The organism is Acidimicrobiia bacterium (assembly GCA_009694375.1).
Lineage (GTDB): Bacteria > Actinomycetota > Acidimicrobiia > Acidimicrobiales > VFJN01 > VFJN01.
Map to the genome: position 1 here is coordinate 87,200 of SHVB01000001.1, position 25,148 is coordinate 112,347.

Consider the following 25,148-nt stretch of genomic DNA (forward strand, 5'->3'; position numbering starts at 1 on the left):
CGGCGCGAAGCCGTGGACCCCCTGGCGGTGATTCCGACGACCCGGCCGCCTATCCTGTTCATATGAGCCCCGACGGCCCTCCGCCGCCTCCCCCGCCGCCTCCCCCTCCGAATCGACCCGCGGGCGCTGGTCGGGGCCGAGGGCTCTCGGCCTCCGGTATTCCCAAGTGGGGAATCTGGGCCCTTCTGGCCATCACGCTGATGATCGTCGTGCTGCCAAACTTTCTCACCACCAGCGACTCCAACGCCGTGGCCTACTCGGACTTCATGGCCTCGGTGAGGGACGGCGAGGTAGAAAGCGTCGATATCGACAACACCAACGGCGACATCGGCGGCACGAAAACCGACGGCACCAAGTTCAGCACTACCGGTCCGCTTGATGGCGGTATCCCCGAAGCCGACCTTGCCACCTTGCGGGAGCAAAGCGTGGAGGTCACGTACAAGACGCCTACCCCCGGGTTGCTGGTGAGCATCCTCCCCTTCCTCATCCCGGTGGCGATCTTCGTAGGCTTCTTCTGGTTCATGCAGCGCCGGGCCCAGAGCCAGATGGGCGGCGTCATGTCAATCGGGCGTTCGAAGGCCAAGACCTATTCCGAAGAACGCCCCGGCACCACCTTCGCTGACGTGGCCGGCTACGCGGGGGTGAAAGAGGAAGTCACCGAAGTGATCGACTTCCTCAAGAACCCCACCCGCTTCGCCGAAATCGGGGCCCGCATTCCCAAGGGCATCCTCCTCGTAGGCCCGCCGGGCACCGGCAAGACCCTCATCGCCCGGGCCGTGGCCGGCGAGGCGGGCGTACCGTTCCTGTCGGTCACCGGATCAGACTTCATGGAGATGTTCGTAGGCGTGGGGGCCAGCCGCGTGCGAGACCTGTTCCAGAGCGCCCGTAAGATGGGTAAGGCGATCATCTTCGTGGACGAGATCGACTCCATCGGCCGCAAGCGCGGTGCCGGCCTCGGAGGTGGTCACGACGAGCGCGAGCAGACGCTCAATCAGATGCTGTCCGAGATGGACGGCTTCGAGGCCACCGAGGGCATCGTGATCATCGCCGCCACCAACCGGCCCGACATCCTCGATCCCGCCCTTCTGCGCCCGGGACGCTTCGACCGCCAGGTCGTGGTGCCCCTTCCCGAGGTCAGCGAGCGCGTTCACATCCTCGAGGTGCACTCCAAGTCCAAGCGGATGGCCACCGACGTCGACCTCAACGTGGTCGCGCGCGGTACCCCGGGGATGTCCGGAGCGGACCTCTCCAACCTGGTGAACGAAGCGGCCCTGTTTGCGGTACGCGACGGCAAAGATCAGATTTCCCAGCACCACTTCGAACTGGCCCGAGACCGAGTGCTGATGGGTGCCCGTCGCGAGTCCATGGCTTTGGCCCACCGCGAGAAGGAAGCCATCGCCTACCACGAAGGAGGCCACGCGGTGGCCGCCGCCGTGCTCACCCATGCCGATCCCGTCCACAAGGTGACGATCCTTCCCATGGGCATGGCTCTCGGGGTCACCCAGCAACTGCCCATGGATGATCGCCACATCTACCGGCAGGATTACATTGAGGACAGCCTGGTGGTGCGTATGGGGGGTCGTATCGCCGAAGACCTCGTGTTTGGAGTGGTTTCCACCGGTGCGAACAACGACCTCGTGGGATCCACCGAACTCGCCCGCCGCATGGTGCGCGAGTGGGGTATGTCCGAACGGGTCGGCCCGATGGCCTGGGGGTCGCAGGGCGCCGTCTTCCTAGGCGACGATCTAATGCAGACCCGGGACTACTCCGACGAAACCGCTCGCGTGATTGACGAGGAGGTCGAACGAATCCTGCGCCAGCAAGAACAACGGTGCCGCGAGACGCTCACCGAACACCGCAACGCCCTCGACCTAGTGGCCCGGGCCCTACTGGAACACGAGACGATCGACGGTCCGGAGGTCTACCGCCTGGTGGAACTCGGTCGGCAGGGCCGCACCGCGGTCGAGGAGTTTGGGCAATGGCAGGCCAGCGACGGCCGCGGCGAGTGCTCCGGTGCCTTTGGCGCCGCCCACGTGGCCACCGAAGCCCCACGCGAGTGACTACCCCGTCACCTCCGAGGGGCCGCACTCACCGGGCGTCGAGCCCGGAGAACGGGCCTCGGCGACGGCGGCCCACAAGTGTGTGGCGCTGACCGGACCCATGAAGCTGTGTTGCACCACCCCATCGGCATCCACGATCAAGGTGGTGGGTACTGCATCGATCTCGTAGCGGTCATGTAAGCCCCGCGCCGCGAGATACTCGAGTTCCTGTACCACCACCTCGGTGCTCTCCAGCACTGCGGCTCGATCCCATACTCCCGCGCAGGCCTCGCAGGTGCCGGAGGTGAACACGGCCACCAGCCACGGGGTATCGGGGCGGGCAAAATCAGCCCGGTCCACCTGCTCGGGTACGCTATAGCCTGTCCGCACGGGAACATCGGCCCGCTGACGCCGTTGCAACACCGCGGCGACGCCGAGCGCCACACCGGCCAGCACGAGGGCGAAGAGGACTCGTTCCATCCTCCGAGCATGCCGTCCCCCCGAGCCGGCGGCCACCCCAAGCGAACCGCAAGCGCCGGCTCGCTAGCGGCTGAAGGGCTCGGGCACCACTACATCGACCGCCAAGGGGATGCCCATCGACTGCGAAATGCCCCGGCCGTTGATGCGATAGAGCCCACGTTCGGCCACCACCGGACCATCGGCCTGAACCACCGCCGCCAAGCGTTCCAAGTTGGTGTGCTCGCTGAGCCTCACCGTCACACGGCCCCCCGGCCGAATTTCGAGACCCTGTAACCCCGACGGGGTGAACAGCCGACCATTCGCAAAGGGGGCCACGCTGAAAGTGACGATTTCCTCGCTCGACGCGTTGAACACGGTGAGGAACTCCTCGCGCTCCCCTTTTACGACTCCGCCCCCGGCGAAATACCAGGTAGGCGCCGCCACCGGCGAGCCCAGCGTGGCCCCCACTCCGAGGGTGGAACTGCCCGAGGACACGATCACCCGTTCGGCGGTGATAGGTGCGCCGTTGAGAGACCGAACCACCGCCGAGTGGGGAGCACCGAGGGGAACTCGCGGTGGATCATCCGGACCCGCCAGTGGATCGGGCAACGACACGATGGCAAAGCGGCCCGGTAAGACCGTGACCTCGTAGGGCTCGGGCGGGGCGCTGGCCTGGGGATCCTCGAGGCGGAACTCCACCTCCACCTCGGCAACTTCCTCACTCGGGTTGAACACCACGATCTCCTCGCGAATCCCCTCGGCAATGTTGCCGTCGGGGAACATCCAGGTATCCGCAGGCACCGGAGCACCGAGGCCGAGGGTGATCCCTTCGAGGTCGTCGTCGTCGGTCCCCCCGAAGAACTGGATGCGATCCACCACCAGCGAACCGCTACGCACAGTGACCTGGGCGGAGACCTGCGCCTTACGTTGTGCTCCCCCCGGATCGTCGACGTAGGCGCCGACCACGCTGCGGCCCGGCACGATGAAGTTTCTAAACCGCAGCGTGTCGCGGGCTCCCTCATCAGTGGCAAAGGCCACATCCAGCGAGGCATCCCCAGGGAAGGGGTTCATGAACACCAGGAGTTCGCGAGCGCCCCGGGCCGTTACCCCCCACGGGAAGGACCAGGAGGTGGCGGCGGTGGTGCTGCACGCGGCAGTGGCCCTTCCCCCGGCGGAGCCGGTGACCTGATGTTCAACCACTACCTGCCCACCGTCTATCTCCACTACGGCCCCCGCTAGTGGTGCCTTTACGAGGGTGGACAGCGGAAGTTCCACCCGGCTGTACGGGGGAAGCTTCACCACGGCGGGCACGATGGGAGCCGGGACGGTGGTGGGAACCGGCACGGTAGTCGTGGTGGGGGCGGTCGTGGTGGTGGCAACCCCAGGATTCACGTTGCCCGGGATGATCGCGGGCGGCGCGAAATCACCGGCCACCGCGGTGACCGTGGCGGTGCGATCTTCGTCGGTCGGATTGGCCATGAGGAGCACATGGTTGGCCACCCCACCTTCGGTGGCACTCCCACCAGCGCAATACCAGGTGGAACTGAGGCTTCCGGGCGGGGCCGCCGCGGGGATCGCCGTACCCGCTGTCACCGCAATCGCGCCAGTGTCGTCATCGGGAGCGGGCTGGTCCCCTCCCTGCAGCACGAGGCCTCCCGCCAGCACACCGCCGAGAATGACCAACGCCGCCAGCCGTCCTCCCCTCATGCCAGCACCGAGCCCTGATCGGCCGCGGGGGCCTCACCGGTGGGCCACGCGGTCCGCATCCCCTGGCGACGCCGCAGCAGCGAGCGCACAACCCACAACCACGCCATCACCTCAAGGGCCAGTAAGCCATAACGCACCGGGGAGGTGACATAGCGCAGCGTGGCGGTACCAGCGGAGGGCGCGGCGAAGGAACTGGCCCAACCAAAGGGCTCGGTGCGCTTCGTCTCGACACCATCAACCTCGAAGACCCAGTGTGGCGAGGAGGCCGCCGATTGGAACACCGAGGCATCGTCTGGCACCGGGCCGGAGTGTTGCTGATAGCCGTCGTTGGTGGGAAGGGCCGGCGCCAGGCCCGACAGGTCCAGACCCAGGGCGGCATCGATCCCGCCGTTCACCGGGAGTGTGGTGCCGGGGGGCAGTATCGCCAACGGGGGCACGAAGGCCTCATTGCGGTAGACCGTGAGCCCGGCGGGAATATCGATCCGAACCAAGTCGAGTTGGGCCGCTAACGCAGCCGAGAACTCGGCGGGCACCGGTACCGCTTCGGTGCCAAAGGCAAAGGGGGCGAGCGCTTCGGGCACCACCAGATACTGCACCCCCATCGGACCCAACAGCCGGCCCAGGCGCGTCGTCTGCCCCTCCCGAGCCAAGTCGAGAGCATCGGCAATCAACCCGGTGGGACCATCGTCAGAACCAACCCAAAGATCTTCCAACCCAGGCGCGCCGCCGCTGGTGGTGCCGTAACCCAGACCGTCGTCGAGGCGCCAACTACCCAACGGCAACACGGCGGGATCGCCCACCCACAGCACCCGGAACGGGGCCTGGTCGTTTTCGGTGTCGATGAACCGCAGCGCTTGCTGATGGTCGCTGGACGGCATCAACCAGCGGCCGTTGAACGATGCGCCGAGCACGGGGATAACCCCCACGACCACCGCCATTGCCGCCCCCGCCGAGGCCACCTGGCGCCAACCGAACCGATAGCCAGGCAGATCCACCTCGAAGGCGGCCATACCCATGGCCACCGCTAACGCCAGGCCGATGGCGGCCGGCGCCAGCAACACCTCCACCGGCGGCAAGGCGATCGGCGCGTTCCCCCGCTGCGCCGCCCACGCCGCCGCAAAGGACGCCACCGCCAGCGTCCACCCCCGCACCGCCCAGGCATAACGGGGCCCCCGGCCGATGAGTAACGGCAACAGGGCCGCCCCGAGGAAACACCAACCGATCGGCGCGCTCCCTAACGGACCCACCTGAAAACGCAACAGAGCCGCCAGATCGGAGGGGACCGCCGCCCGTTCAGGGCCCACCAACGCCGACAGGGACGCACCGGGACGCACAAAACCCAGGCTCCAGGGAAGATGGAGGGCGATCGCCAGGCCAGCGCCGCCCATCGCCGACAACAAGATGCGGCGGTTTCGCTGTGCACCCATAGCCAGGAGGCTGCCGATCACCAGTGCCAGCGCCATCGCCACCACGATCAGCGGGGCCACCGGCAGCAGCGCCGCGAGTATCGCGGTGACCAGACCGATCCCCAGGATGTGTCCGCCCAGGGATTGTGGACGCCACCCGGGACCGGCGGCTCCACCGGCGGCACCGAAGGGCGAGAGTTCACTGGCCCGGGCCAACATCCCCAGCAACGTCGGGGCCGCCGCGTACAGGCCCAGCGCCCCCCAACGGCCGTTGGCCAGCGCGTTGTACGGCAAAGGAATCGTGACATAGACCACCAGGCAGGCGATCTGGGCGTAACGCGATCCGATCGGACCGGCAAGCCGATACGCGCCCAGCGCCCCCAAGGGGATGAGGCCAACGATCACGATGGTTCGAAGCAATCCCATCGCCCCGATGACGGTGAAACCAGCTCCCCCAAGCAACCCCAGGGCGGTGGGGGTGGGCGAGTCGGAGCCCAAACCGGCAGAGCGCCAACCACCCGCCCAGACCCGCAGCAGATCAACCGGCGACGACGAGAACCGCACCATCTCCCCAATGGCGGGAACCCCGCGGGTGATGAGATGCCGACTACCCGCCAGTAACACCAGTGCCACCACGACCCCAGCCCAAACCGACGCCCGCAACGAACCGGACCGCCAGGCCCCCGCCACCTCGCGGCTGCCCCGAGCCAAGTCCGTGAAGCGATCGCCGCCTCTTCCGATCTGCCCCCGCAAGAACTGGCTCACCCGCGCGCTTCCCCGCACCATCGAGCGACCAACCTGACGGTCGCTCACGTGACGGAACCCCTTCACCTGTTGGCGGGCGGCGTGCAACGCCCGCGGGCGGCGCAGGTTCCAGGTCCAGGCGAACACCACATCCCCGGCCCGCTTTCGCCGACCCGCCAACAGCGCGTAGGTGATCTCCAGGAAACCGATCAGAATGATTTGCGGGAGTGTCCGCAGGAGCGCCAGCGGGCCGTAGCACGTCAGCAGAATGTGGAGACGGTGACGGGCCTGCAATCGGCGCCGCTCATCCAGTCCCCGGGTTAAGGCGAGAACGTCGCCGTGGCGCGCCACTGCGACCGGGGCAATCACCACCCGAGCTCCGGCGATCTGCGCTCTCCAGCACAGGCTCACGTCATCGAGGAAGTCGTCGATACCCTCGTCGAACCCACCGATCTCATCGAAGAGGTCGGCTCGCACCAACGTGCAGGCCCCGGGGATGGTGAACACGTCGCGCACGGCGTCGTGTTGGGATTGATCCAACTCACCACGCTCAACGAGCGGTACGCCAAAGCCGGCATGGTCCATTCCCTGACCTACCTGAAGGAGGCGGTGCGGGTCGTCCCAATCCACCAATTTCGGACCCACCACCGCAGCGTTCGAGCGAAAGGCTTCCTCCACTAGGAGGCGTATCGCACCCGATTCGGATGCCACATCGTCGTGGCAGCAGAAATAGAAGCCAGCTCCCTCCACCAGCCCCAGCGCCTCGTTGACCGACGCACCGAACCCGTGGTCGTGGGCGAGTCTGTACACGAGAGCATCGGGGGCCGCCTGGGTCACCCGCTCCTTCACCGCAACGGCACTGTTGGCGTCCACCACGAGCAACGACAGATTTGGGTAGTCCTGGGCGACGAGGGACGCCAGGACCTCCTCGAACCAAGCCCCCGGATCGCGCGCGACCACCACGGCAACCACCGCTGGAACAGGGGGTGTCGTGTCGGGGATCGCGTCAGCAACTGCGTCATTACTAGGGGGCGGAGTCTCCACGGTTGTTCAATAATAGTCCGATCGGCTGTGCGCCCCGACCCATCCCCGACGACCTGCGGCAGGGTTGTCCCGATTCATGAGCCACCACTATCGTGAGGACATGGATCGCCCCCAGATCGACGATGTGGCATCTATTGTCCAGGACCTTGCCTACGTGTCGGTCGGCCTTGGTGTCCTTGCCTTTCAGCGCCTGCAGGTGCGAAGACACGAGTTCACCCAGAGTCTCGAAGGCCACTCAGACGAGGCCCGGGGGACGCTTGGTCTCGTCGGGACGCTCGTGAACGAGCAGTTGAAACTGGTAGAGGAGCGGCTAAGCGCCGCTCTCGACATCACGCGTCGCTAAGCCGCTCCCCTACGATTAGCCGGTGATCACACGGGTGCGAGTGGTGGTGCTGTGCTGGAACAACCAGGACGTCTTGCCGCGTTGTGTCGAACACCTCCTCGCCACGCAATGGCCGGAAGGGGAACTCGAGATCGTGGTGGTCGACAACGGCTCCCACGACGGATCTGTCGACCACTGGACCGAGCGCTATCCCGACGTGCGCCTGATCCCCGCCGGCCGCAACCTCGGCTTCGCCGCCGGCGTAAACACCGGTCTCCGCGATCTTGGCGAGGTGGAGGCCATCGCGCTGGTGAACTCCGATGCCTTCGTGGACCCAGGGTGGCTGTCCCCGCTCGCCGCGGCTCTCAACGCCGATTCGGCCATCGGAGCCGCCTCCCCCAAGATCCTCTTCACCAGCCCCGACCCGAGCGGCCACGCCCGCATCAACAACGCTGGCAACGAAATCGGCGCCACCTGGGAACCCCGCGACCGTGGCTACGGTGAGACCGACCGTGGCCAATACGACCAAGCCGAAGACATCTGGGGGTGGTGTGGTGCCGCCGTGCTGCTCCGCCGCCGCTATTTCGACGAGATCGGCCCCTTCGACGAAGGGCTCTTTATGTACTGCGAGGACGTGGACCTTTCCTGGCGGGGCCGACGTGCCGGTTGGCGGTACCGCTACGTTCCGACCTCAGTGGTGCATCACCAACACCGGGGTAGTTCCGGCGGCGAACGCACGCCCCTTCTCGACCACCTCAACCGTCGCAATCGCCTCGTGGTGGTGAGCCGACATGGTGGTGCCCGGGGACGCGCGGTGGCCTGGAGCCGAGCGTTGGGCGGAATCGGCGCGGGCCTCGGGAAGGACATCCTGCGTCCGCTCCTCCGCCGGCATCAGCCCGAGGTAGCCGGGGTCCGACGGCGAGTGCGGGCCATGATTGACGCTGCTCGAATCCTGGGTGGCGGCCACCCCCCGTTGCCGTAAGGTCCAGACATGCGAGCACTGGTTACCGGAGGTCTGGGGTTCGTTGGTCGCCACCTGGTGGCGCACCTGCGGGCCATGGGCGACGACGTCACCATTGTCGACCATCACGGTTCCGATGCGGTGGACATCACAGACGGACCCGCAGTGAGCGCGGCCGTGACCAAGGCCCGCCCCGAGGTGGTGTACCACCTCGCCGGATGGGCCGATGTGGGGGCATCCTGGCGGGATCCGGTGGCCGTGTTCAGGGTAAATGCCGAGGGCACCCTGCATGTGCTGCGGGCCTGCAGCGAGGCCGGCGTGGAGCGGGTCCTCGCCGTGGCCAGTGCCGATGTGTACGGCGTGGTAGCCGAGGACGAACTGCCCCTCACCGAGACATCCCCACTACGTCCCACCAGTCCCTACGCCGCCTCGAAACTGGCGGCCGAGGCCCTCGCCCGGCAGGCCTTCCTCGGCAACGGACTCGGGGTGATCGGAGTGCGGCCGTTCAACCACCTCGGCCCCGGACAGTCGGAGCAGTTCGTCGCCCCGGCCATCGCTGCCCGTCTCGCCCGAGCCGAGCGAGACGGCACCTGCACCATCCCCATCGGCAACCTTTCCGCCCGACGGGATGTGACCGATGTACGCGACGTGGTGCGGGCCTACCGCCTACTCCTGGAACGGGGCGAACCAGGTGAGGTCTACAACGTCTGCACGGGGATGGACCTAGCCATCCAACGCCTGGCCGACCTGCTCGTGGCCCTGGCTCGATGCCCGATCGAACTGGTCATCGACCCGTCGCTTCTGCGGCCGGTAGACCTCCCCGTTCTGCGCGGTGACGCGTCGAAATTGCGGGCCGCCACCGGCTGGGAACCGGCCATCGCCATCGAACAAACCGTGGCCGACCTGCTCGATGACATGCGCGTCCGGGTGGGCGATGAAGCCATGCCGATACTGGAGGAAACTTGACAAACCGAGCGCTCATTACGGGCATCACCGGGCAGGACGGGTCGTACCTCGCCGAGTTACTCCTCGACAAGGGCTACGAGGTGGTGGGGATGGTGCGCCGCAGCAGCACCACGAACTTTGAACGCATCGCCCACCTGCAGGATCGCATCGAACTCGACCCCTACACCTCCTCGGGCGACCTACTCGACGAAGCATCCCTCATCTCGATCCTCCGGGATTGCCGGCCTACCGAGGTGTACAACCTCGCTGCGCAGTCCTTCGTGCAGACATCGTTTAAACAACCGGTGCTCACCGGGGAGATCACTGCGCTCGGCGTTACCCGCCTCCTCGACGCCATCCGCATCGTCGATCCCTCCATCCGCTTCTACCAGGCCAGTTCGAGCGAGATGTTCGGCAAGGTCCAGCAGGTGCCCCAGAACGAGGACACGCCCTTCTACCCCCGTTCGCCCTACGGCGTAGCCAAGCTCTACGGCCATTGGATCACCGTGAACTATCGCGAGTCCTACGGCCTGCATGCCTCCAGCGGCATCCTGTTCAACCACGAGTCGCCGCGTCGCGGGCACGAATTCCTGCCGCGCAAGGTGACCCACACGGTGGCTCGCATCAAGCTGGGACAGGCTCAGACCCTGGCCCTGGGGAACCTCGATGCCGAACGGGACTGGGGCTACACCGGTGATTACGTAGAGGCGATGTGGCGGATGCTCCAGCAGGACGAACCTGACGACTACGTGATCTCCACCGGCCAGACCCACTCCGTCCGCCAGTTCTGTGAGATCGCGTTCGAACATGCCGGTCTGCAATGGGAGGACCACGTGACGCTCGACGAGAAGTTCATGCGACCATCTGAGGTGGACCTGTTGATCGGCGACTCGACGAAGGCCCGGGCTGTGCTGGGCTGGGCCCCCCGCACCAGTTTTGAAGATCTCGTCACGATGATGGTCGACGCCGACATCGCCCTGCTGAGCGGCCGCCTTCGGGGGATCAGCTGATCACCGTCCTGGCCGGGGGGGTGGGGGCAGCCCGCCTGTTGGCCGGTCTCGTGAGGGTGGTCCCGCCCGCCGAGATCACAGCCATCGTGAACGTGGGCGACGATGTCGAACTCCACGGCTTGCATGTGAGTCCCGACCTCGACACCGTGACCTATACCGTGGCTGGCGCCATCGACCCCGAACGCGGCTGGGGCCTCGCCGGTGAGACCTGGCATGCCATGGAGGCCCTCGGGCGGTACCCGAGCTCAGTGGCCTGGTTCAACCTGGGCGACCGTGACCTTGCCACCCACTTGTTCCGCACCGACCGGCGGCGCGCCGGCGCTTCGCTATCGCAGATCTGCGGGGAAATCGCCCAGGCGTGGGATCTGGGCATCCACCTGTTGCCCGTCACCAACGACCGGCTCCAAACGAGGGTCACGATCGCCGATGGCACCGAGATCGGCTTCCAGGAGTACTTCGTGCAGCGGCAGCACTCGGTAGCGGTGACCGCCGTGCGCTTCGACGGCGCCGAAGCGGCCCGCCCCGCCCCCGGCGTGATCGAGGGCATCGCCACCGCCCAACGGGTGATCATCGCCCCGTCTAACCCTCTCGTGTCGATCGCGCCGGTCCTCGCTGTTGCGGGCGTTGAGGAAGCGGTTCGGGCCCGCCGGGCCGACACGGTGGCCGTGTCGCCGATCATCGCCGGGGCCGCGCTCAAAGGCCCCGCCGATCGACTCCTGCGGGAACTCGGCCACGAGTGCAGCGTGGTGGGAGTGGCCCGCCTCTACGCTCCGATTGCCGCCACGCTGGTGGTGGACGAAGCCGATGCCGATCAACTGGACGCGGTGCAAGCCGAGGGGATCCGCTGCGTGGTGGCCCCCACAATCATGCGCGACGGCCCGGCCGCCGCCGCACTCGGACGGGTGGTGCTAGGCCTATGAGTCTCGAAGTGTTTCCAATCCAAGGCATTCCCGAGGTGCGCGGCGGCGATGACCTGGCGGGCCTCATTGCGGCGGCCGAGCCCGACCTGCGTGATGGCGATGTGGTGGTGGTAACCCAAAAGGTGGTGTCGAAGGCCGAAGGCGCCATGGCGCTGATCGATGCCGATGATCCTCGCGGCCACAAGGCGCTGGTGGAGAAAGAGTCGGTGCGGATCGTTCGTCGGCGGGGCGAACTCCTCATCAGTGAAACCAAGCACGGCTTCGTCTGCGCCAATGCGGGGGTTGATCTGTCCAACGTCGACGAGGGCTGGGCCGCCCTGCTTCCCGCCGACAGCGATCGCTCGGCTCGACGCATCCGCGATGGGCTACGCGCCGCCCTGGCGGTGGAGGTGGGGGTCATCGTGTCCGACACCTTCGGCCGCCCGTGGCGCCGGGGCCTCACCGACGTGGCTATTGGTTGCGCCGGGATTCAGGCGGTGGTGGACCTGCGGGGTACCGAAGACTCCCGTGGCCGCATTTTGCAGGTCACAGAGGTATGCGTGGTGGATGAACTCGCCGGGGCCGCCGATCTCGTGATGGGGAAGGCCACCGGCGTGGCCGCCGCCGTCATTCGGGGTGTCGATCCGGGATGGCTGGGGCAGGGCAACGTGCACGACGAAATCGTGCGATCACCGCAGGAGGACCTGTTCCGCTGAGCCGGCGGCCGGTGCTGATTCCCTACTGCGCGCCGAACCAGCGCAGCACCTCGGCGGTCCCCGTGGCCAGATCCGTCCACGGTTCCCATCCGAGGTGAATAGCGGCTCGGCCTGGATCGAGCGCACTGCGGGCCAGTTCGCCTGGGCGGGCGGGCGCCATCACCGCCGCCTCACTCACCCCCGCCGCCGCCGCCAACGCCGCGTACAGTTCGTTCACCGACGTCTCCACGCCCGTACCAATGTTGCAGAGCAGACCGCTGCCCTTCTCGGCCGCCCTGACAAAGGCGTCGACGGCGTCGTCCACATAAACGAAATCGCGCGTCTGCGTGCCATCACCAAAGATCGTGCAGGGTCGGCCCTCGATCAGCAGGCCCGCAAAAATGGCCACCACTCCGGCCTCGCCATGCGGGTCCTGGCGCGGACCGTAGATGTTGGACATGGCCAACGAGGTGAACTCGATCCCGTGGATCGCCCGGTAGACGTTGAGATAATCAGTGACCACGCGCTTGGCTACGCCGTAGGGCGACAACGGCTGCTGCGGATGCGACTCCTTCACCGGTAGGTCCTCCGGCGCCGGTTCCCCGTAGATCGTCCCGCCGCTGGAGGCGAACACCACCTTACGAGTACCGGCGATACGGGCGCCTTCCAGCACATTGATGCTGCCGAGCACGTTCACTTCGGCGTCAAAGGCCGGTCGGGCCACCGACACCCGCACGTCGGCCTGGGCGGCGAGGTGAAAGATCACCTCGGGTGCTCGACGTCCAATGAGTTCCACCACCGCGGCTTCACGGATGTCGACCTGATGGACCTTGAGGTCATGGGAACGGTCGGCTCGGGCCTCGGCCAGATTGGCCAGGGAGCCGCTGGAGAGGTCGTCGACCACTTCGACGCTATGCCCCTCGGCCAGCAGTCGATCCACCAAGGTCGATCCGATGAAGCCCGCTCCACCCGTCACTAGTGCCCGCATTCGCTCTCCTAGGTCTCGTCGGGAATCCGCACGCCCCGGAGCACGGCCCCCGGCGGCACGATGGCCTCATCACCCACGACGGTGCCCGCTTCGAGCACCGCCCCCGAGCCAATCGACGCCCGGGTTCCAATGATGGTATCCCGCACCTGGGCTCCCGAATCGATGTGGGCGCCTGGGAACACCACCGAGTTCTCCACCGTGGCGCCCAGGCCCACATGGGCACCGGATCCCACCACCGAAGTGACAACCTCACCGTCGATGTGGGCCTCAGGGTGAATACCCGACTCCCGGGAACGCCGACCGTTGAGAAGATCGAGATTGGCGGCCAAATAGGTGGTGGGGGTGCCCGCATCGATCCAGTAGGCATCGCCATCGAGGGCGAAAAGCGTGCGATCAGCCACCATGGCGGGAAAGGTGACCCGCTCCACGTTCACCGGCCCGCCGGGGGCGATGCGATCGAGCACCGACGGCTCCAGCACATAGGTGCCGGCGTTGATCCGATTGGTAGGGGCTTGATGACGGGGCGGTTTCTCGATGAAGGCGGTCACCCGACCATCGGCCTCGGTAGGTACCACCCCAAAAGCGGAGGGATCCTCCACTGCGTGCAGCGCGATGGTGCCCTCGGCTCCTGATACCTCATGGAACGCCACCAGGGCACCGATGTCCAGATCGGTCAGCACGTCGCCGTTGACCACCAGGAAGCGCTCCGTTACACCGCCATCAATCGCCGCGAACCGAATGGCTCCCGCCGTGTCGAGCGGCTCAGATTCGATGGCGTAGTGCAACGCCACTCCGGCGCAGCATCCATCGGGGTAGGCATCCTGGAACGCATCAGGCCGGTACCCCAGCGACAGCACGGCGCGCTCCACGCCGTGGTCGCACAGGTGCTCAAGGACCCGCTCGATCATGGGCCGGTGGCCCACCGGCAGCATCTGCTTGGGGGTCGTGTTCGTGAGAGGGCGTAGCCGAGTACCGAAGCCCCCGACGAGGAGAACTGCCTGCACTAGCCCGCCGTAGTGCCGGGAGAACCTTCGCCCACCGTGGCGGTGGGCGCATTGGCGGCCACCGTGGTGGTGGTTCCGCCCGCCTTGGGCGGCACCTGTGCACCATCGGCTGCCCCGAGAGCCTCAAGGTCCGCCGCCGTGGGGGGCTTGGGAATGTCGGCCTTCGGGTCGCCGTAGAAGATCGTGATGCCGCCACCGTCGTTGGACAAGCGGCGGCCACCGAAATCGCCGGTGGTTATCACCGGCTGGGAGGCCTCGTCGGCCACATTCTCCCAGTAGGCCATGCGCAACTCCGGTTTGGTCACCCCTTCGCAGACGGTCTTTCCCTCAACCACGGTTTCCCCGCCGTAGACCAGTTCGGTGTCGCTGATGGACACGTTCTGCGGCGGGTTTCCGGTGCGGGCATCTTTCAGGAATCGCTCAAGGGTGGCGTTCGCGCCCACGCCTAGTGGCGAGAAGGGATGGATATGCATGACGCCATCACCGTGGGTGTGGACACCGATTGTGCTTTCGAACTCGGGGATCGGTTCCCGGAAGGTGCCACACACGTTGACGCCGTACGCGGTGTGAATATGCTCGCCCAATTGCGGCGTGCCACCCATGTCCTGGCTGTTGCGCAGATCACGGGAATACGTCACCAGCGACACGCCCAGTACGACGACGAGAATCAACACGCTGGGGAACAACAGGCTCCGAGGCTGCCGCGACGAACTGCTACCACCTGCTCGGGCTGCCCGGGAGACCTTTTTTGCTGACGATGCCTTGCCCATAGGATTTCAGACTCTACAAGGCCATGGCCGCCGTACCCATTCAGGGCCGGGGCATCAGGTCATCCGGGCGGCGCGGCGATACACCCCGGCCATCCCCTCCGCATTGGCCTCGGCCCCATAACGATCGGCCCGATGACGCCCCGCCTCGGCGAGTTCCTCCCGTTGGTCGGGGTGGGCCAGCAACGCGCTGATGGCCCGGGCCCACGCGGCGGGGTCGTCGGGGTCCACCAGCACACCGGCGTCGCCTACTACCTCGGCCAAAGCGGTGACGTTGGCCGCCACCAGCGCCACCCCATGCGCCATCGCCTCCACCGCCGGAAGCCCGAACCCCTCGTAGCGCGATGGCACCGCCACTACCGTCGCCAGGCCGTACAAACCGGCCAGATCGGCCGAGGAAATACGACCCACCCGGCGCACCGATCCGCTCAACCCGAGCGCTTCGGTCCGAACCCGTACCGCCGCCTCCTCGCTGCCCTGACCACCGGGCAGCACGAGGATCGCATCGGGGTGATGGACCACTACCACCGCAAACGCCTCCAGTAGGGTGCGGTGGTTTTTATGGGGGTAGGTGATGGCGGGGTAGAGCACCATCGGCCCGGTGATCGAATAGCGATTGATCACATCGGCGGGCGCGCTCACCACCGGGGGCACCCCCACCCCGTGCGGCACGGCCACCACACCGGCGGGATCAGTGTCGAAACGCGAAATAAGCGAGCGCCTGACGAACTCACTGGGGGTAATCACCAGCCGAGCCGCCCGCACCGAAGCCGGGATCGACATCCGCAAGTAGGCCCGCTTACCAGCGCCATGGGTGGCGCGGCGCTCGAGGGGTTGGAGATCGTGCAGGGTCACTACGCACGGGCAGCGGCGCCGCAAGGGCACGGTGCCGCCGGCGTGGTGGATGACGTCTAGACCCCCACTGCGGCCAGCCAGCCAGGTGGATTCGGCCAGGATCCGTCGAGCGCGCGACCGCCCCGACCCCCGCCACACCCGCGTGGGGAAGGCCGCCACCACCTCTGGATAGGCGGCCGCAAAGGACGCCGAGACAAACAGAACCACGTCGAGATCGGGCGCCGCGAGGGCGGCGAGGCCCAGCAGGCTCGCCACGGTGGACTCCTCGCTGCCTCCCACCTCCCCGGGCACGAGCCACAACAGGTTGATCCCCACCTTGATGGTCATGCGGTAGCAGCCGCCGCCGCGTACGCCGAGACCAGGGCATCAGCGGTGCGCTCCCAGGTGAAAGTGGCGGCTCGGGCCACCGCCGCTTCCCGCAAGCGGCCGCAGAGCGCCGGATCATCAAGGGCCTGACGAAGGGCCCCCGCGATGGCATCAGCATCCAGCGGGTCCACTAACAACGCCGCCGGTCCTGCCACCTCTGCGGTAGCGGTGGTTGCCGAGGTAACCACCACTGCCCCTTGCGCCATGGCTTCGAGCACCGGCAGGCCAAAACCCTCGCGCAGGGAGGGATAGGCCACCACCGCCGCCGCCGCGTAGAGAGCGTTCAGATCGGCCCGGGGCACGAAGCCCAGGCGGCGAACTCCCGCCGAGGGAAGATCCTCGCCCCATCCGTCCGGGCCCACCACCACTAGAGGCACTTGGCGGTCACCGAGTCGGCGGTGGGCCTCGGCCAGACGCGCGAGGTTCTTGCGCGGCTCCACCGTACCGGCGAACAATACGAAGGGATCCCCTAACCCGTAGGCGGCCCGCACCCGGGCCACCTCGGTGTCTCCCACGGCGGCCACCGCAGTGGCCCAGGGGGTAATCCGGATCCGGGAATCGTCGATACCCGCCGCCCGACAGTCGTGGCGCGTGGCCTCCGATGGGCACACCACGATGGCCGCTTCGTCCCGCACGATGGCCAGAAAGCGGGTAAAGAGGCGAATGCCCCGGGCGGTGAAGTGTGTGGGTTCGTGCAGGAAGTGCAGGTCGTGCACCGTGGCCACCATCGGGGCAACCGATGCCGAGGCCACATGGGCTGTGGCGTGTACAACGTCGACCGCACCGGTGGCCCGCTCCACCAACGGAAGCCGCCAACGCTGCCACGTGTCGTAGAGGGCCAGGCGGGGCAGGGGAAGGGCTCGCACGCCGATCGGGGCCCGCCAAGCCAACGGGGGCGGCTGCCGATGCCAGGCGCTCACGCCCACCTGCTCCACCCCGCCACGCTGAGCTACGGCGGCGATGGCATCCAAGGTGGCGCGGGCACTTCCGCCGGGCACTCGGTGCCAACACTGCTCGAGGGTGACGGCAACTCGCATAGGTACTGCGGGAGTCTCCCATGACAGCCGGTAGTGTCCGAAGCCATGCGCCCGCTCAGCCCTGCCATGGGGCCCCCGCGATGAAGGTCCTCGTCACTGGCAGTGCCGGCCTCATCGGCTCCGAGGCCGTCGAGTTTTTCGACGCGCTGGGCTTTGATGTGCACGGAATCGACAACAACATGCGGGCCAACTTCTTCGGGCCGGGCGGCGACACCACCTGGAACCGGCAGCGCCTTGAGGCATCGTGCCGGCGCTACACCCACCATGACCTCGACATCCGCGACCGTCTCGGCCTGGAGAAACTATTTCAGCGCAACGCCTACGAATTGGTGATCCACGCGGCCGCCCAACCCAGCCACGACCTCGCCGCCCTCCGGCCCTTCGACGACTTCGACGTGAACGCCGGTGGCACCCTGAACTTGTTGGAGGCAGCCCACCGCCACACTCCCGATGCCGTGTTCATCACCGTGTCCACCAACAAGGTCTACGGCGACAACCCCAACAAGATTCCGATGACCGAACACGAAACACGCTGGGATTACGCCGACCCTGCCTTCGCCGAGGGTATCGCCGAGACGATGTCGATCGATGGCTGCCTGCACTCGGTCTTCGGCGCCTCCAAGGTGGCGGCCGACTTGATGACCCAGGAGTACGGCCGCTATTTCGGGCTGCGCACCGGCACGTTTCGAGGCGGTTGTCTGACCGGCCCGCATCACGCCGGTGTGCCCCTCCATGGGTTCCTCAGCTACCTCGTGCACACCGCCCTGATCGGCACCAACTACACGATCTTGGGCTACCAGGGGAAGCAGGTACGGGATCAGATCCACTCGGCCGATGTCATCGGTGCATTCTGGGCGTTTGCCCAGAACCCCCGGGCGGGCGAGTTCTACAACCTCGGCGGCGGCCGCCCCAACGCCGCCAGCATCCTCGAGTGCGTGGAACTCATCGCCGAGGCCTCCGGGGGCCGGCGCCCCACCCTGACCTACGACCCCACGCACCGGGTTGGGGATCACATCTGCTACTACACCGATATGGGGAAATTCCGGGAGCACTACCCCGAGTGGGTGCAGCAACACGACCTACCGGCCATCGTGGACGAGATGGTGACCAACGCCATCGCGCGCCTCGACTGACCAGGGGGTCACGGTGCGCCTCACGATTCTCAATCAGTTCTACGCCCCCGACATCAGCCCCACCGCCCAGATGGCCGCTTCTCTGGCCGAGCATCGGGCCGCCCGGGGCGACGAGGTCACCGTCGTCACCGGCCAAGTTGGCTACCTCGAGGGTCGCCTCGCCCGTCGCAGCGCCCCGCAGCCCGGCCTGCGGATCCGCCGAGTCTGGACCCCCGACCTCGGCAAGGCATCTCTGGCTCGGCGCCTCGGTGGCTACGCCACCTTCTCGCTCGGCAGTGCCATCCGCCTGGCCCTCCTGCCCCGCCAGGACGTGATCATCGCCATGACCACCCCGCCACTGGTGGTGGTGGCGGCGGTGCTGCACCAACTGCTCCACCCCCAGACCCAGGTCGTTCTTTGGAGCATGGACTGCTACCCCGACGCGGCCGAACGTTTTGGCGAAATTGAGAGCGGGGGCGTGGCGAGCCGTGCGCTTCGCCGCCTCACCCGCTGGGCCTTTCGCCACCTCTCCGCCGGTGTTGTGCTCGACGGCGCCATGGCCGATCTCCTCAACTCGCAGTACGCCCCCCACCTAGGAACCCCTCCCCTCCACCTCATCCCCAACTGGGAACGCCAGGCGCTGCTACCCAATCCGACCCCCACCGACCCCGTGTGGTCGGGCTATAAGGCGCTGCACACCGACAACCGCTGCGTCTTGCTCTATCTCGGCAACACCGGCATCGGGCACCGGTTCGATACCGTGCTCGATGCGGCGGCGGAACTCGGCGACGAGGCCCTGTTCCTGTTCGTTGGCGGCGGGGCCCGGTGGGACGCCCTGCAGACGGCGGTCAACGATCAGGGGCTCACCAACGTCGTGTTTCGCGGCTATGTGCCCAAGGACGAAACCCCCGCGCTCATGGCCGGTGCCCACGGGGCCCTCATTACGCTCGACGATCGCGCCTTAGGGGTGATGAGTCCCTCCAAGATGCACGCCAACCTCGCCGCCCGCCTCCCGATCCTCTACGTCGGTCCCGCCGGAAGCAACGTGGACGAAGCCATCGAAGCGCACCGGTGTGGCATCAGCCTCCGCCATGGCGACACCGCCGGCCTGGTGGACGCCGTGCGTCACTTACGGGACGACCCCAACGGTCCGGATCGATCCCGGGCCGCCTTCGAGGCGGCCTACTGCGACACCGCGTGCCTCCCGGCCTTCGATGCCCTCCTGGATGGCCTCGGGGCCTAAGGAGTTATCGGAGGCGGAAGTAGTCGGCGGTCCGGGTCAAACCCTCCCGGAGGCCCACCTTCGGCTCCCACCCCAACAGGGACCGAGCCAGGGTGATGTCGGGCTGACGTTGGGTGGGGTCGTCGACGGGCAAGGATTCGTAGACGATCTCGCTCGATGATCCGGTGACTTCCACCACTAGTTCAGCCAGCTCGGACACCGTGTGCTCCGTGTAGGGATTTCCGATGTTCACTGGGGAGTTCACGTCGCTGTCCAGTAACGACAAGAACCCGCGAATCTCGTCGTCGATATAGGTAAAGGAACGAGTCTGGCTACCGTCACCAAAAATCGTGATCGGTTTCCCTGCGAGCGCCTGGGTGATGAAGTTAGAGACGGCGCGACCATCGTCGGGCCGCATCCAGGGCCCGTAGGTGTTGAAGATTCGTACGATCCGTACATCGATGCCATGGTGGCGGTGATAGGCCATCGTCATGGCCTCGGCGTACCGCTTCGCCTCGTCGTAGACCCCCCGGGGGCCAATCGGGTTGACGTTGCCCCAGTACGTCTCGGGCTGGGGGTGCACGAGGGGATCGCCGTACACCTCGCTGGTGGAGGCCAGAAAGAAGACGGCTCCCTTGGCCTTGGCCAGGCCGAGGCCGTTGTGGGTGCCCAGACCGCCAACCTTCAGGATTTGGATCGGGATTCGCTCGAAATCGGCGGGAGAGGCCGGGCTGGCGAAATGCATGATCTGATCCACCGGGCCGGGCACCCCGATATGGGTGCTCACATCGTGTTCCACGAACGTGAACCCCTTCCTGACCAGAAGCCGTTCGATGTTGCCGACCGCCCCCGTGATCAGGTTGTCGATGGCCACGACCTCGTCGCCCCGGTCGAGCAAGGCCTCGCACAGGTGCGAGCCTAAAAAGCCAGCCCCGCCGGTGACCACCACGCGGGCCATCAGCGCCGCCCGATCCCGTGGTAGTTGAACCCCCGGCGAATGAATGCCGTGCGGTCGAGCAAGTTGCGAGCATCCACCACCTCTTTGGCGGCCACCAGGCTGGCCACCTTATCGATGTCGAGCCAGCGGAACTCGTCCCACTCGGTGAGCACGGCCAGCACCGCGGCCCCCTCCACCGCCACGAAGGGATCATCCACGACCTCAATGCCGTCGATGGGACCAGGACCCGACGGGTCGTACCCCCGCACGATGGCCCCGAGGGCCAGCAGTTGGCTGATGATCGACAACGACGGCGACTCGCGCAGATCATCGGTTCGGGCCTTGAAGGTGAGGCCCCACACGGCGATGCGCTTACCGTCCACCGACCCACCCGCGGCGGCCACGACCTTCGCGGTGACCCGACGCAACTGTTCATCATTGACTTCCACCACCCCCCGGAGGAGGTGGAAGTCGTACCCCGCCGTCTCGGCGATGTGCACCATCGCCCGGGTGTCCTTGGGGAAACAGGAACCGCCCCATCCCGGACCCGGCTTCAGGAACTCATGCCCGATGCGGGAGTCGTAGCCCATACCAAGGGCCACATCTTTGATATCGGCACCCACTGCCTCACACACAGCGGCGACCGCGTTGATAAAGGAAATTTTGGTGGCGAGAAAGGCGTTGGCGGCGTATTTGATCGTCTCGGCGGAAGCAGGGTCGGTGACGATCACCGGCGCGGTGATCCCGATGTAGAGGGACGAGACCTTCACGGCAGCGGCCTGGTCTTCCGCACCGATCACGATGCGATCGGGATTGAGGAAGTCGTGGATCGCCGACCCCTCCCGCAGGAACTCGGGATTGGAGACCACGGCGATGTCGTCTCGGCCCAACGCGCGTTCCACCACCCGTGTGGAGCCCACCGGCACCGTGGACTTGTTGATCACGATGGCCTCGCTGGGCAACAACGGACCAATCTCCCGGGCCGCCGACTCGATGTAGGACAGGTCGGCGGAACCGTCAGCACCCTGGGGAGTGGGCACACAAAGGTACGCAAACTCGCAGTTCTCGACCGCCGCCGCCGCCCCCACCACAAACTCAAGACGACCATCCTCCAGTCCCTCTTTCACAAGGTTGTCGAGACCTGCTTCCAGGATTGGGATCTCACCACGTTGCAACCGCGCCACCTTGTCGCTATCGATGTCGGCGCAGATCACATCGTGGCCAATATGGGCAAAGCAGGCACCGGTGGTGAGCCCGACATAGCCGGTACCAATAACCGCAATCCTGCTCATGACACCGCCCCTACTTCCTGCAAGAGTCGCCCGAGCGATTCACGGTAGTGCGGCAGAAGCGGGAGATCCGAGAGGCGCAGCACGGCGTTGTCGAGCACGGAGTTCGCCGGACGCGGCGCCGGACGGGGCGGATCGAGGTCGGCCGTGCGGATGGCCCGCACGATTCCGGGATCGCCACCCACCTGTTTCAGGATTTCCCGCACAAACTCGTACCAGCTCACATCGCCTTGGTTGGTCACATGGAAGGTGCCCGGAAGCCGGTCCAGCGCCAGTCGCCGGATCGCCGGGGCCAGATCGGCGGTGAAGGTAGGGCAGCCCCGCTGGTCATCGACAAACGCCAACTCAGGTCGGTCGCGGAGGGCCAGAACCGTCTTCACCATGTTATTTCCGTGGGCGCCGCATACCCATGCCGTGCGGACCACGGCGTGAGCGGGATCCACCTCCTGCTCGCCTCCGAGTTTCGAACGCCCATAGGCCGAACACGCACTGGTGGGATCCCATTCGTGATACGGCTCAGGTTTGGTTCCGTCGAAGACGTAGTCGGTGCTCACCTGGATCACGTGAGATCCCACGGTGCGAGCAGCGTCGGTAACCCACCGAACCCCGAGGGCGTTGACCCGCCAGGCCCGATCCGGGTCGGCTTCGCAGGCATCCACCGCCGTCCACGCCCCAGCGTTGACCACCACGTCGGGACGGCTGCCGGTGATGGCCTGGGCCACCGAATCACGCTGAGAAAGATCGAGTTGCGCGGAGGAACAGGCAATGACCTCGTCGCCGGCTTCGGTGCAATGGCGCACGAGATCCGTGCCGAGTTGCCCCGCCGCGCCCGTGATGAGGATCCGCATACCCGCCGTCAACTCCCTGACTTCAGCGGACGCCACCACCAGGCGTTATCGCGATACCAGTCCACCGTCTCGACCAGTGCCTCGTCGAGGGTGCGTTGTTTGGTCCACCCCAGCGCGGTGATCTTGGCGATGTCTACCGAGTAGCGCCGATCATGCCCGAGCCGATCCTCCACGTAGCGGATTGAGGTCTCGTCCTTGCCCAACAGGGCGAGGAGTTTGTCTACCAGCACCCGGTTGGCGGTCTCGTTGCCCGCCCCGATGTTGTAGATCTCGCCCGGTAATCCGTCGTGCAGCACCAGGTGGACCCCGGAACAGTGGTCGTCGACGAACAGCCAGTCGCGCTCGTTGAGTCCGTCGCCGTACAAGGGGATGGACTCACCGTCGAGCAGATTGGTGGTGAACAGCGGAATGGCTTTCTCTGGATACTGGTACGGCCCGAAGTTATTGGTGCAGCGGGTCACCGAGACGGGCAGACCGTGGGTGTGGTGGTAGCTCAAGGCGATCAGGTCAGACCCCGCCTTGGAGGCGGAGTAGGGAGAACGGGGCTCGAGCGGGTCGGTCTCCTTGGATGAGCCCACCTCTACCGAGCCGTAGACCTCATCGGTGCCGATGTGCACCACCCGGCCGATCTCCAAACGGCGAGCGGTGTCCATCACGATGTTGGTACCAAAGCAGTTCGTGTTGACGAAGTCGTCGGAACCCACAATCGACCGATCTACATGACTCTCGGCGGCGAAGTGCACCACCGCATCGCAGCCGGCCATGGCGGCCTCCATTGGCCCCGGATCGCAAATGTCGCCGTGCACAAAAGAGTAGCGCGGGTCGTCGTCTACATCTTTGAGCGTGGAGAGATTCCCGGCGTAGGTAAGGGCGTCGTAGACGACCACTTCATCGTCGGTCTCGCGCAATACGTAGCGGAGATAGTTGGAGCCGATAAACCCGGCGCCGCCCGTAACGAACAGTTTCATCAATCCCCTCCGGGGAGGTCAGCAAAACGGGGGGCGTCCCGATCTTTTTCGGAAATCTGCTGGCGATCAGCGGGGTCGATGGGCAGGGGCCAGGGGATCCCCAGGGCTGGATCGAGTGGACCACAGGCCATACCGGCCATGCCCGGCACCCACTCCTGGTCGAAGCCGTACAGGTACTGGCAGGGCCCCTCGCCCGTGACCTGAAACCCGTTGCCAACCCCCCGCGGTACGAGCACCTGAGTACCCGGCGCCAGCACCGTGGTGACCAGGGCGCCGCGCGTGGGGCTCAGCGGCCGCAGATCTACGTAGGCGCCAAAGGCCTCCCCCGCCACCACCGCCACCAATTTCACCATGTCCTCGGCGTGCAAACCACGCAACCCACCGAGATGGGTTTCGGTGGCGTTGATCTGCAGGAAGGCTCCCATCGATGGCAGCCCCGCCTCGATGAAGGAACTCTCCCGGTAAAACTCGCGAACGGTGCCCCGCTCATCGGTCACCTGCTTCATCGTGATGATGAACAGGCCATCGATGGCCGTTGGCTGAGCCACGAAATCGATGATCTCCACGGCCATTACTCGCCGCCGGCTTCGAACTCGAGAAAACGCAGGAGATGGTCCCCGTAGCCGCTCTTGGCGAGATCGTCTCCGTGATCGGTGGCGGCGGCCAAGAACCGCAACTGCTCGGCGTCGATGAAGCCTTCGCGGTACGCGGCGGTCTCGGGCGAACCCACCAGCAGGCCCTTACGGCGCTGATGGCCGGCTACCCACTGTTGGGCATCCAGCAGGGCATCGAAGGTCCCCACGTCGAACCACTCGGTGGAGAAGGGAAGCTTGGAGACCTGCAGGCAACTCTCCCGCAGGTAACGGTTGTTCACCTCGCTGATCTCCAGTTCGCCTCGCTCACTCGGGGCGGTGGTGCGGGACACCTCGATCACGCTGTTGTCGTAAAAGTAAAGACCAGGGATCATGTAGTTCGACGGCGCCACCGCCGGTTTCTCCAACACGGCGATCACGGTGCCGTCCGCCGCGAGTTCGAGCACCCCATAGCGTTCGGGATCGGGCACCCAGAGCCCGAACACCACGGCCCCTTCCGGCTCCGTATAGCGCTGGAGCTGCTCGCCAAGGCCCACCCCGTAGAAGATGTTGTCACCCAGGATCAAGGCCACGCTGTCGTCACCGATGAACTCTTCACCGATGAGGAAGGCCGCCGCGATGCCATTCGGTTCCGGTTGGGCGGCGTAGGAGAACCGACACCCCCACGCCGAACCGTCGCCGAGTAACTCCTCGAACAGGGGCAGTTGATCGGGGGTGGAAATCACCAGGATCTCGTTGATCCGGGCATGCAGGAGGGTGCTTATGGGGTAATAAATCAGCGGCTTGTCGTAGACATGCATCAGTTGCTTGGAGGTGGCCCGACTCGCCGGGCTCAGCCGCGTCGCTCGCCCTCCAGCCAGCACGATGCCCTTCATCACAAGGCCCCCGGGCGCGACCATGGATCAGCGAGTTGGAGGAAGGCATCCATGGG

At 66.2% G+C, this 25,148-nt stretch carries 23 protein-coding genes; 9 read left to right on the plus strand and 14 right to left on the minus strand.

The features are described 5' to 3' along the window. Window positions 1–62: 62 nt before the first annotated feature. Complete coding sequence (locus EXQ71_00470) at window positions 63–2,060, plus strand: ATP-dependent metallopeptidase FtsH/Yme1/Tma family protein (protein ID MSO85976.1); 1,998 nt, start codon at window positions 63–65, stop codon at window positions 2,058–2,060. On the opposite strand, the gene EXQ71_00475 is transcribed toward EXQ71_00470, so the two are convergent. The 3 genes from EXQ71_00475 to EXQ71_00485 form a co-directional block, all read right to left on the minus strand. After that, complete coding sequence (locus EXQ71_00475; protein MSO85977.1) at window positions 2,061–2,519, minus strand: hypothetical protein; 459 nt, start codon at window positions 2,517–2,519, stop codon at window positions 2,061–2,063. Between the two features lie 63 nt (window positions 2,520–2,582). Next, the gene (locus EXQ71_00480) at window positions 2,583–4,205 is read right to left on the minus strand and encodes a hypothetical protein (GenBank protein MSO85978.1); all 1,623 of its coding nucleotides are present in this window, start codon (window positions 4,203–4,205) and stop codon (window positions 2,583–2,585) included. Continuing rightward, the gene (locus EXQ71_00485) at window positions 4,202–7,399 is read right to left on the minus strand and encodes a glycosyltransferase family 2 protein (protein MSO85979.1); all 3,198 of its coding nucleotides are present in this window, start codon (window positions 7,397–7,399) and stop codon (window positions 4,202–4,204) included. The genes EXQ71_00480 and EXQ71_00485 overlap by 4 nt, the downstream gene beginning before the upstream one ends. A gap of 100 nt (window positions 7,400–7,499) precedes the next feature. Between EXQ71_00485 and EXQ71_00490 the strand changes: the two genes are divergently transcribed. The 6 genes from EXQ71_00490 to cofE are packed head-to-tail and all read left to right on the plus strand — an operon-like array spanning window position 7,500 to window position 12,252. Further along, on the plus strand, window positions 7,500–7,742 hold the full coding sequence (locus tag EXQ71_00490) for a hypothetical protein (GenBank protein ID MSO85980.1): 243 nt from the start codon (window positions 7,500–7,502) through the stop codon (window positions 7,740–7,742). A gap of 22 nt (window positions 7,743–7,764) precedes the next feature. Further along, entirely contained in the window at window positions 7,765–8,703 is a 939-nt protein-coding gene (locus tag EXQ71_00495) for a glycosyltransferase family 2 protein (protein MSO85981.1), read from the plus strand. Window positions 8,704–8,712: 9 nt separating this feature from the next. Beyond that, complete coding sequence (locus tag EXQ71_00500; GenBank protein MSO85982.1) at window positions 8,713–9,648, plus strand: NAD-dependent epimerase/dehydratase family protein; 936 nt, start codon at window positions 8,713–8,715, stop codon at window positions 9,646–9,648. After that, complete coding sequence (gmd, locus tag EXQ71_00505; GenBank protein ID MSO85983.1) at window positions 9,645–10,637, plus strand: GDP-mannose 4,6-dehydratase; 993 nt, start codon at window positions 9,645–9,647, stop codon at window positions 10,635–10,637. The genes EXQ71_00500 and gmd overlap by 4 nt, the downstream gene beginning before the upstream one ends. Next, window positions 10,634–11,557 carry a 2-phospho-L-lactate transferase gene (locus EXQ71_00510; GenBank protein ID MSO85984.1) on the plus strand — a complete coding sequence of 308 codons (924 nt, stop codon included), beginning with the start codon at window positions 10,634–10,636 and terminating at the stop codon, window positions 11,555–11,557. Before gmd ends, EXQ71_00510 begins: the two co-directional genes overlap by 4 nt. Further along, complete coding sequence (gene cofE / locus EXQ71_00515) at window positions 11,554–12,252, plus strand: coenzyme F420-0:L-glutamate ligase (GenBank protein ID MSO85985.1); 699 nt, start codon at window positions 11,554–11,556, stop codon at window positions 12,250–12,252. Before EXQ71_00510 ends, cofE begins: the two co-directional genes overlap by 4 nt. Before the next feature lie 22 nt (window positions 12,253–12,274). On the opposite strand, the gene EXQ71_00520 is transcribed toward cofE, so the two are convergent. The 5 genes from EXQ71_00520 to EXQ71_00540 all read right to left on the minus strand — a co-directional run bounded on the left by EXQ71_00520 (window position 12,275) and on the right by EXQ71_00540 (window position 17,248). Then, the gene (locus tag EXQ71_00520; GenBank protein MSO85986.1) at window positions 12,275–13,219 is read right to left on the minus strand and encodes an NAD-dependent epimerase/dehydratase family protein; all 945 of its coding nucleotides are present in this window, start codon (window positions 13,217–13,219) and stop codon (window positions 12,275–12,277) included. 8 nt (window positions 13,220–13,227) lie between these two features. Then, window positions 13,228–14,223, minus strand: a complete 996-nt coding sequence (locus EXQ71_00525) for an NDP-sugar synthase (protein MSO85987.1) — start codon at window positions 14,221–14,223, stop codon at window positions 13,228–13,230. Further along, entirely contained in the window at window positions 14,223–14,897 is a 675-nt protein-coding gene (locus tag EXQ71_00530) for a hypothetical protein (protein MSO85988.1), read from the minus strand. The genes EXQ71_00525 and EXQ71_00530 overlap by 1 nt, the downstream gene beginning before the upstream one ends. Before the next feature lie 150 nt (window positions 14,898–15,047). Continuing rightward, on the minus strand, window positions 15,048–16,172 hold the full coding sequence (locus tag EXQ71_00535) for a glycosyltransferase family 1 protein (protein ID MSO85989.1): 1,125 nt from the start codon (window positions 16,170–16,172) through the stop codon (window positions 15,048–15,050). After that, window positions 16,169–17,248 carry a glycosyltransferase family 1 protein gene (locus EXQ71_00540; GenBank protein ID MSO85990.1) on the minus strand — a complete coding sequence of 360 codons (1,080 nt, stop codon included), beginning with the start codon at window positions 17,246–17,248 and terminating at the stop codon, window positions 16,169–16,171. The genes EXQ71_00535 and EXQ71_00540 overlap by 4 nt, the downstream gene beginning before the upstream one ends. A gap of 80 nt (window positions 17,249–17,328) precedes the next feature. Between EXQ71_00540 and EXQ71_00545 the strand changes: the two genes are divergently transcribed. Then, the gene (locus EXQ71_00545) at window positions 17,329–18,381 is read left to right on the plus strand and encodes an NAD-dependent epimerase/dehydratase family protein (GenBank protein ID MSO85991.1); all 1,053 of its coding nucleotides are present in this window, start codon (window positions 17,329–17,331) and stop codon (window positions 18,379–18,381) included. Window positions 18,382–18,394: 13 nt separating this feature from the next. Next, on the plus strand, window positions 18,395–19,603 hold the full coding sequence (locus tag EXQ71_00550) for a glycosyltransferase WbuB (GenBank protein ID MSO85992.1): 1,209 nt from the start codon (window positions 18,395–18,397) through the stop codon (window positions 19,601–19,603). A gap of 4 nt (window positions 19,604–19,607) precedes the next feature. Here the strand turns inward: EXQ71_00550 and EXQ71_00555 are convergent, their stop codons facing one another. Genes EXQ71_00555 through EXQ71_00580 form a run of 6 tightly spaced genes read right to left on the minus strand, consistent with a single transcriptional unit; the run spans window position 19,608 to window position 25,092 of the window. After that, the gene (locus tag EXQ71_00555) at window positions 19,608–20,540 is read right to left on the minus strand and encodes an SDR family oxidoreductase (GenBank protein MSO85993.1); all 933 of its coding nucleotides are present in this window, start codon (window positions 20,538–20,540) and stop codon (window positions 19,608–19,610) included. Beyond that, complete coding sequence (locus EXQ71_00560) at window positions 20,540–21,811, minus strand: UDP-glucose/GDP-mannose dehydrogenase family protein (GenBank protein ID MSO85994.1); 1,272 nt, start codon at window positions 21,809–21,811, stop codon at window positions 20,540–20,542. Before EXQ71_00560 ends, EXQ71_00555 begins: the two co-directional genes overlap by 1 nt. Then, window positions 21,808–22,692 (minus strand): dTDP-4-dehydrorhamnose reductase, encoded by an 885-nt coding sequence (gene rfbD, locus EXQ71_00565; protein ID MSO85995.1) that lies wholly within the window; start codon window positions 22,690–22,692, stop codon window positions 21,808–21,810. The genes EXQ71_00560 and rfbD overlap by 4 nt, the downstream gene beginning before the upstream one ends. Next, complete coding sequence (rfbB, locus tag EXQ71_00570) at window positions 22,665–23,624, minus strand: dTDP-glucose 4,6-dehydratase (GenBank protein MSO85996.1); 960 nt, start codon at window positions 23,622–23,624, stop codon at window positions 22,665–22,667. Before rfbB ends, rfbD begins: the two co-directional genes overlap by 28 nt. Beyond that, complete coding sequence (locus EXQ71_00575) at window positions 23,624–24,196, minus strand: dTDP-4-keto-6-deoxy-D-glucose epimerase (GenBank protein MSO85997.1); 573 nt, start codon at window positions 24,194–24,196, stop codon at window positions 23,624–23,626. Before EXQ71_00575 ends, rfbB begins: the two co-directional genes overlap by 1 nt. Beyond that, a complete protein-coding gene (locus tag EXQ71_00580) occupies window positions 24,196–25,092 on the minus strand; it encodes a glucose-1-phosphate thymidylyltransferase (protein ID MSO85998.1) in 897 nt (298 codons plus the stop codon). Before EXQ71_00580 ends, EXQ71_00575 begins: the two co-directional genes overlap by 1 nt. Window positions 25,093–25,148 lie beyond the last annotated feature (56 nt).